The sequence below is a fragment of the Marmoricola sp. URHB0036 genome (genome assembly GCF_000426045.1).
Lineage (GTDB): Bacteria > Actinomycetota > Actinomycetes > Propionibacteriales > Nocardioidaceae > Marmoricola.
In genome coordinates, this window is the sequence record NZ_AUEP01000022.1 from 1 (window position 1) to 7,389 (window position 7,389).

The following is a 7,389-nucleotide window of genomic DNA, read 5'->3' on the forward strand; positions in this document are numbered from 1 at the left end:
CCGTCCTCGGTCCCGTCCTCGGTCCCGTCCTCGGTCCCGTCCTCGGTCCCGTCCTCGGTCCCCTCCTCGGTCCCCTCCTCGGGCGGGATCAGCTCCTGGGTCTTGGCGGCCACACCTTCGGTCTCTCGCGACAACGCCTCGATCGCGACGCCGGCGCCGCCGATCGCCAGGCCGAGGGGTGGGTCGCAGATCAACACCGCGGCGCCCAGGACGACCAGCGCTTCGCCGAGCGCCGATCCGGCCTTCGCGGTGTCACCGACTGCCTTCGCCAGGCTGTTGACGTCGTGCACGTTCCCCCACGAGTCCACCGCCGTCTCGAACCGCGTGACGAGGTTGTCGGCCTTGTCCTTGGCTTCCTGGAACCTGTTGCCGAGCGCCTGGGCTCCCTGGACCACGTCGTCCTGGGCCCGGCGGGCGTGGCTCATGACCTGGTCCAGCGACGACGCCGAGCCGAGAGCTCGGCTGAGCTGGCTGGCGGACGAGGTGAGCTGGTCGATCTGTGGGTGGACGACGCCCCTGCCGAGGTGGGCGTCGATGGCGTCGGCTGTTTCGATCGAGGAGTCGAGGGACTCCTGCAGCGCGACCGCATCGGCCGTCGCAGTGCTCACCTGGGTGCCGAACATCTCGAAAACGCCGTTCTCGATCATCTCGGACCTCCGTCGCCCACGTGCCCGGTCACGGCGCAGGGGTGCTCGACGCCGTCAATCGACCTTGCGCTCCGGTCCGGCGCGGGTCAAGGAATCGTGCCCGGGGCGGGCTTCTGGTCCACACCAAGACCGTCGACGGGCTGCCCGACCCAGACGTGGAGGTGTAGGGACCATCCGGTGCGAAAGGACCTGCGCGCTGCGGCACGAGGGTCCACAGGAGGTCACGAGACCGGCTGCGACGCGAGCACGTTCCAGATGTTCGGCGAGGGGCTGAGCCTGGAGGGGGCGAAGCCGGCCTCGACCAGCAGCGAGTCGTACTCCGCCTTCGTGCGCTCGCGGGCACCGAACATGACGAGCATGTGCAGGTCGACGAGGTGGAGATCGCGCCGTTGGGGTGCCGTCCGTCCCGGCGCATCGAGCACGTTCTCGACCAACAGCAGGCGTGCGTCCGACCGCATCGCTGCATGAACCGTGCGCAGGATCGTCGTCGCGGCGGCGTCATCCCAGTCGTGGAGGACGTTGGACAGCAGGTAGACGTCACCGCCTGTCGGCACCTCGGTGAAGAAGTCTGCCTGTTCCCCGTGTGCGCGTTCTCCCATCCCGGCCGCGGCCAATGCGGTGGTGGCCGCCGCCGCAACCGGAGCACGGTCGGCGACGATCCCTCGCAGCCCGGGCTCGTCGCTGAGCAGGCCGACCAGCATGGCTCCCTCACCACCGCCGACGTCGACGAGCAACCGCGCCCCTGAGAAATCGTGCGCTGCGCGGATCGCAGCCACCTGAAGGGCACCTCGACGTGCCATCGCCGCGTTGAACACCACCTCGTCCTCGGGATGGGCCGCCAACCAGTCCCACGACGTCATGCCGTGGAGGTCCTCGAACACTGCCTTCCCCTGTCGAACGGCGTCCGACAAGTGCTGCCAGGCCGTGAGGTTCGGCATCACGGTCTGCATCAGGGCCAGGTTGCGGACCCCGCTGGGATGCCCGACTCGCAGCACCTCTCCCCGTGGCGTCGCCGCAAAGCCTCCGTCCTCGACGGACAACAGGCCGAGGTCGACCAGCACGCGTAACAACCGGGCGAGCGTGGCCTGGTCCGAGGCGGTGAGCTCAGCCAACTCCTGAAGGTCGCGCGGCTCATCGAGCACGTCCACGATGCCGAGCTCGCACATCGCGCGAAGGCACAACGACACCCAGGCGCCGCGCACCATCCACACGACCTCGTCCGTCTGATCCACGGCGCCTCCCCAGGAGAGCGTGGCACGAGTGTCGTGACTCCAACAGGGCCTCGCCCAAGTCTCGGCTGTTCGTCAAACGCGAGGTCAAACGCAGGCGTCATTGGGTGGGGTCACCGGGTCGGCGAACACGCGTCGGCCCACGATCAAGGAGAACCACAGATGGCACTGTTCATGGACACCCACACCCTCGAAGGCGGAGTCGCTGCGGCCGACGTCGCGGCGGCCCACCAGGCCGACCTCGCGACGCAGGGGCCTTACGGCGTGGACTACCTGCGCTACTGGGTCGACGAGGAGGCCGGCAAGATCTTCTGCCTCGTCGAGGCCCCCGACGCCGAGACCGCGCACACCGTGCACCGCGAGGCGCACGGACTGGTCGCCGACGAGATCTACAGCGTGAGCGAGCACTCCTGAGCATGCTCACCATCGAGGAGACGTCAGCCGCCGCCGAGCGCAGGTGGCTGGACACGTGGACGGCAGGCCCGACCGAGCCCGAGGGGTCGGGCCTGCCCCGAGGGGCGACGGCGCCGGACCTGGCACTGCGCGACCACACCGGGGCGGCACGCAGGTTGTCGGAGTTCTGGTCCGAGGGACCGGCGCTGCTGATGTTCTGGCGCCACTTCGGCTGCGGCTGCGGCTTCACCCGGGCGACACAGCTCCGCCAGGACTACGAGGCCTACCAGGCGGTCGGTCTGCGTCCGGTGATCGTGGCGCAGGGCGAACCGGAGCGGGCTGCGGCGTACCACCTCGAGCACGGGCTTCCATGCCCCGTGCTGTGCGACCCTGACCTCATGGCCTACCGGGCGTACGGCGTCGGACAGTGGTCGCCCGAGCGGATCCTGCACAGCGCCCCGGCGGAGTTCTGGGGCCACCAGCACGACGTCGGTCGTGCGTTCCAGGACCGACGACGTGAGCGAGGTCGTCCGCCCGTGGACGACCCGTGGCGCGCGACGGCCGAGTTCGTCATCGGCAGGCGAGGAGTCGTTCGGCTGCCGTACCTCTACCAGTACTGCGAGGACTTCCCTCCCGCCCGCCTGCTCACCACCGCGGCCCGGTTGAGCTGATGGGGACGGCCTGATGGCGTTGGGCATCCGGCTCCTCGGCCGACCGTGCATCGAACGGCCGGACGGGCCGACGTACCGCCTGCGCAGCCGGAAGAGCTGGGCGCTGCTCGCCTACCTGTTGCTGAGCGAGGCAGCCCCGACCAGGAGCCAGCTGGCGGGGCTGCTGTTCGGCGAGGCCGACGACCCGTTGCGTGCGTTGCGGTGGAGCCTGGCCGAGATCCGGCGCTGCCTCGGCGACGGCGCCTCCCTCGACGGGGACCCTGTCGTGCTGCGCCTGCCGGAAGGCACGGTCGTGGACGCCGCGACGCTGATCCACGCCTCCTGGGCCGACGCCGTCGAGGTGGTCGGCATCGACGCCGAGCTGCTGGACGGCGTGGCGGTGCGCGGCGCACCGGCCTTCGAGTCGTGGCTGCTCTCCGAACGACGACGTGTCGCGGCCGCGGCCGAGGGCGTGCTGCACGAAGCGGCCGTGGGGCTGCTGGCCCGGGGTGCACTCGACCGTGCCCGTGGCTTCGCCGTGCGCGCCGCTGCGATGAGCCCGCTCGACGAGAACCACCAGGCGCTGCTGATCAGGCTGTACCGGTTGGCCGGCGAGGACACCGCCGCCGAAACGCAGTATGCCGCCTGGGCCGAGCTGCTCGACACCGAGCTCGGTGTCGCCCCGGGTGAGGCCGTCGAGGTGGCGATGCGCGAACGACCGCTCGAGCGCGTGGGTGTGCCGACCGAGGCCAGCATCGAAGCGGTCATCGAGGCGGGTACGGCGGCCATCGCGGCCGGCGCGATCGAGCCGGGCGTCGCGTCCCTGCGCAGCGCGGTGCGACTCTCCGACGCCGGGCGCAGCACACGACTGCGGGTGCGCTCGCGCGAGGTGCTGGCCGAGGCGCTGATCCACTCCCTGCGTGGGCTGGACGAGGAAGGGCTGGCCCACCTGCACGAAGCCGATCGACTCGCCCTCGAGGCCAACGACCCGATCAGCTCCGCGCAGGCTCGGGCCGAGCTGGGCTACGTGGACTTCCTGCGCGCCCGCTACGACCGGGCCGAGCTGTGGCTGACCGAGAGCCTCGCCCTGTCCGGGGACTCGCCGTCGGTCCGGGCGAAGGCCACCACCTACCTGGGCTCGGTGCACAGCGACCTGGGCAACTATCCGCGCGCCGTCGAGCTGCTCGACGAGGCACTCCGGCTCTCCCGTGAGGTGGGCGAGGCACGCCGCGCGGCGTACACCCTCTCCATGCTGGGTCGGATCGACCTCATCCGCGGAGACCTCGACCGGGCCGACGTACACCTCGCTGGATCGGTGGAGCTGGCCGAGGGCGACCACTGGCTCTCCTTCCTGCCGTGGCCGCAGGCGTTGCGCGGGGAGGTGCACCTCGCGAGGAAGGACCCGGGACGGGCGAGCGAGACGCTGGAGCAGGCCTTTGCCCGCGCCTGCCAGCTGGGTGACCCGTGCTGGGAGGGGATGTCCGCGCGCGGGCTTGCCCTCGTGGCGGAGGCGACCGGTGCGACCGACCTGGCCTTCGAGACGCTGCTCGACGCCCGCACCCGCTCCAACCGCCTCGCCGACCCCTACGTCTGGCTCGACGCACACATCCTCGACGCCCTGTGCGAGCTCGGGCTCCGCCACGGGCACCCCGACACCCGCAGCTGGTCCGACGCCATGCGCGAGCTCACCTCGAGGACCGGCATGCGTGAGCTGACCGTGCGCGCGATGCTCCACTCGGCGGCGCTCGGGAACGCCGGCGACGCCTCCGCGGCCGTGCTGCTGGCGGCCGACATCGACAACCCGATGCTGCACGCACTGATGTAGGCCGACCATGTCCGATCAGCACGAGAACGTGACGAGTCCCGAGGAGGGCCGGGCGCGGGCTCGGCTGACCGCGACGCTCATGTTCGTCCTCGGCGCCCTGGTGATCCTGCCGGTGGAGTCGGTCGCCTGGCTGTTGGTATCGGTGGTGCTGGACTTCCCCGAAGGCAACGACTCCGAGGTCCTGTTCATCAGTCTCTGGCTGGTGATCGTCGTCGTGCCGCTCGTGCTGCTGTGGGTCAGCGGTGGTCGCCGCCGTCGCTGGTTCGCGACCGGCGCCGCGGCCAGCATGGTGCTCTTGCTGGCCTACTTCGGCGTCACCGCCAACGACTCCCTGCGCGACCCCGAGGCGGGCCAGCGGCTGGCCGAGGTGGCGGCCGGTTCCCAAGTCCCGATCTACTCCGTCGGACCGAAGTTCCACGGCTGGACGCTCGACGACGTCGGCATCGACCACGGGGACGACCAGGGCCTGGACGTGTCGGACAGCTCCCTCGACCCCGGTGACACCCTGTTCCTCGGTTACGGCACCACCTGCACGGCGTCGACCAACGGCAGCTGCGGCGACCGCTTCGAGCTGGACCTGCACGCCGTGACCTCCGCGGACCTCGAGCACCGATGCGTCCACCGGTGGCCGACCACGCGTGGGATCACCCCGGTCGAGCTCGAGGACTACGGCGTCGTCATCTTCGTCGGCCCCATGGCAGTCCGGTTCGCCGACCAGCCGCCCGACTCGCTCGTGAGGGACACGGCCGCGGCGCTCCGGAGAGTCGGTGCCGGCTCCACCTCGGAGGCACCCCCCGCACCGTCGTACCGCGTCACCCGGCTCATCCAGCACTGTCTGGTGCGGCCTGGCGCCTGAGGCTAGATTCAGGAGTCCGTACCCGCCTCCCTCACCTCAGAAGCAGATGAAATCCACCGCGGCCCAGACCTCGCCGCCACAGGTCAAGAGCCTGGTCCTTGTCGACGACAGCGAGGACCTGCGACTCCTGCTACGCATGGCCATGGAACGCGACGGCGAGTTCCGGGTGGTCGGCGAGGCCGCGAACGGGGAGGCGGGGTTGGCTGCAGCCCTCCAGTGCCACCCCGACGTACTGCTCCTCGACATCGCGATGCCGGTGATGGACGGACTCCAGGCGCTCCCCCTGATCCGCAAGGCGTGCCCGGAGACCGTCGTGGTGATGCTGTCGGCGTTCGGCCCCAAGTACGGACTCCAGCACCAGGCCCGGCTCCTTGGTGCCCACGGCTACATCCTCAAGGGCGCGCGGATGGAGCAGGTGCTCGTCGAGCTGCGGGAGATCCTCGACGACCTCGACTCCTGAGCCTCGAACATCGCCGCCCGTTCGGCGTAGGTAGAGTCGCAACCAACGCGATGACAGGGGCCGGGATGGACGCAGAGCGCGCACGCACGTTGCTGGAGGCCGAACGGGCCGAGGTCGAGGACATGCTCCGGCACATCGGCTCGTCCGGCGGGGACGACCGGGAGGCCGAACAGGACCTCGGTGACTCCGGCGACACGGCCGACGCGTTGGAGTCCGAGGGAGTCGACAACGCCGTGGAGGCCAGCCTCCGCGAGCGGCTCGCCGCCGTCGAGCGCGCCGAGCAGCGCCTGGCCGACGGCACCTTCGGCCTCTCCGTGCGCAGCGGGCAGCCGATCCCCGACGAACGGCTCGAGGTCGCACCCACCGCCGAGCTGACGGTCGAAGAGGCCTCGAGCGGGTCCTGATCCGCACGCCCGTCGACGAAAGGAGCTTGGGGTTGCCCGCGAAGAACGCAGAGAAGGAGCCGGGCGGCTTCACCGCCGAAGAGCGAGCCGCCATGAAGGAGCGCGCCGCCGAGCTGCGCGCCGAGGGCAAGAAGGGCGCCAAGAAGGCCGACGGCCTCCAGGACGTGCTCGACAAGATCGCCGAGATGGCGCCGGACGACCGGGCGCTGGCCGAGCGGGTGCACGTGGCCATCACCTCGACCGCGCCCGACCTGGCCCCCCGCACCTGGTACGGCATGCCGGCGTACGCCGACGCGGACGGCAAGGTCGTGGTCTTCTTCCAGGACGCGGGCAAGTTCAAGTACCGCTACTCGACCCTCGGCTTCCAGGACGCAGCCCACCTCGACGACGGCGACATGTGGCCGGCGTCGTACGCGCTGGTGAAGTGGAGCCCCGCTGTGGAGAAGAAGATCGTCGCGCTGGTGAAGAAAGCCGCCTCCTGACCGGTGCGCGGAGGGCGCCTAGCTGTGATGCCCAGCCAGGTTGTTCAACCTGGTGATGGGTGCAGCCTTTCCGACCGCTGAGTGAGGCCGGTGGTGGTTGTAGTCGTGGATCCATGCTGGCAGGGCTGCCATGCGCGCGGAATCGGAGTTGTAGAACTTCTTGAAAGCCCAGCCCTCGACGAGGGTGCGGTGGAACCGCTCGATCTTGCCGTTGGTCTGTGGTCGGTAGGGCCGGGTGCGCTTGTGGGTGACGTCGAGTTGGGCGCAGGTGTCGCGCCAGAGGAATGATCGGTAGCAGCCGCCGTTATCGGTCAAGACCCGTTGGACGGTGACGCCGCGCTCGGCGAACCAGGCCACTGCGTTGCGGAGGACCTCCGCGGCGGTCTCGCCTGTCTCGTCGTTGCGTGCCTCGACATAGGCGACCCGGGAGTGGTCATCGATGA

The 7,389-nt window shown here is 70.2% G+C and carries 10 protein-coding genes; 7 read left to right on the plus strand and 3 right to left on the minus strand.

Annotated elements, in window-relative coordinates; genetic code table 11:
- Together H976_RS27570 and H976_RS27575 are read right to left on the minus strand one after the other, a co-directional pair.
- The coding region (locus tag H976_RS27570) for a hypothetical protein (protein WP_036227600.1) at positions 1 to 647 on the minus strand (647 nt) is incomplete at its 3' end.
- A 221-nt stretch (positions 648 to 868) separates the two neighbouring features.
- On the minus strand, positions 869 to 1,879 hold the full coding sequence (locus H976_RS27575; protein WP_051277169.1) for a methyltransferase: 1,011 nt from the start codon (positions 1,877 to 1,879) through the stop codon (positions 869 to 871).
- A gap of 159 nt (positions 1,880 to 2,038) precedes the next feature.
- Here H976_RS27575 and H976_RS0120245 point away from each other — a divergent pair, with 159 nt between their 5' ends.
- The 7 genes from H976_RS0120245 to H976_RS0120275 all read left to right on the plus strand — a co-directional run bounded on the left by H976_RS0120245 (position 2,039) and on the right by H976_RS0120275 (position 6,946).
- On the plus strand, positions 2,039 to 2,290 hold the full coding sequence (locus tag H976_RS0120245; protein ID WP_027863021.1) for a DUF4242 domain-containing protein: 252 nt from the start codon (positions 2,039 to 2,041) through the stop codon (positions 2,288 to 2,290).
- A 2-nt stretch (positions 2,291 to 2,292) separates the two neighbouring features.
- On the plus strand, positions 2,293 to 2,940 hold the full coding sequence (locus tag H976_RS0120250; RefSeq protein WP_027863022.1) for a redoxin domain-containing protein: 648 nt from the start codon (positions 2,293 to 2,295) through the stop codon (positions 2,938 to 2,940).
- A 13-nt stretch (positions 2,941 to 2,953) separates the two neighbouring features.
- Complete coding sequence (locus H976_RS0120255; protein WP_027863023.1) at positions 2,954 to 4,744, plus strand: tetratricopeptide repeat protein; 1,791 nt, start codon at positions 2,954 to 2,956, stop codon at positions 4,742 to 4,744.
- Between the two features lie 7 nt (positions 4,745 to 4,751).
- Positions 4,752 to 5,600 (plus strand): hypothetical protein, encoded by an 849-nt coding sequence (locus H976_RS0120260; protein WP_027863024.1) that lies wholly within the window; start codon positions 4,752 to 4,754, stop codon positions 5,598 to 5,600.
- Positions 5,601 to 5,646: 46 nt separating this feature from the next.
- On the plus strand, positions 5,647 to 6,060 hold the full coding sequence (locus tag H976_RS27580) for a response regulator transcription factor (RefSeq protein ID WP_051277171.1): 414 nt from the start codon (positions 5,647 to 5,649) through the stop codon (positions 6,058 to 6,060).
- A gap of 65 nt (positions 6,061 to 6,125) precedes the next feature.
- A complete protein-coding gene (locus H976_RS27585) occupies positions 6,126 to 6,464 on the plus strand; it encodes a hypothetical protein (protein ID WP_036227601.1) in 339 nt (112 codons plus the stop codon).
- Between the two features lie 32 nt (positions 6,465 to 6,496).
- Complete coding sequence (locus H976_RS0120275) at positions 6,497 to 6,946, plus strand: iron chaperone (protein WP_027863025.1); 450 nt, start codon at positions 6,497 to 6,499, stop codon at positions 6,944 to 6,946.
- 18 nt (positions 6,947 to 6,964) lie between these two features.
- Here H976_RS0120275 and H976_RS0120280 read toward each other — a convergent pair.
- Positions 6,965 to 7,389, minus strand: a 425-nt coding sequence (locus tag H976_RS0120280; protein ID WP_027863026.1) for an integrase core domain-containing protein, incomplete at its 5' end; no start/stop codon positions are given.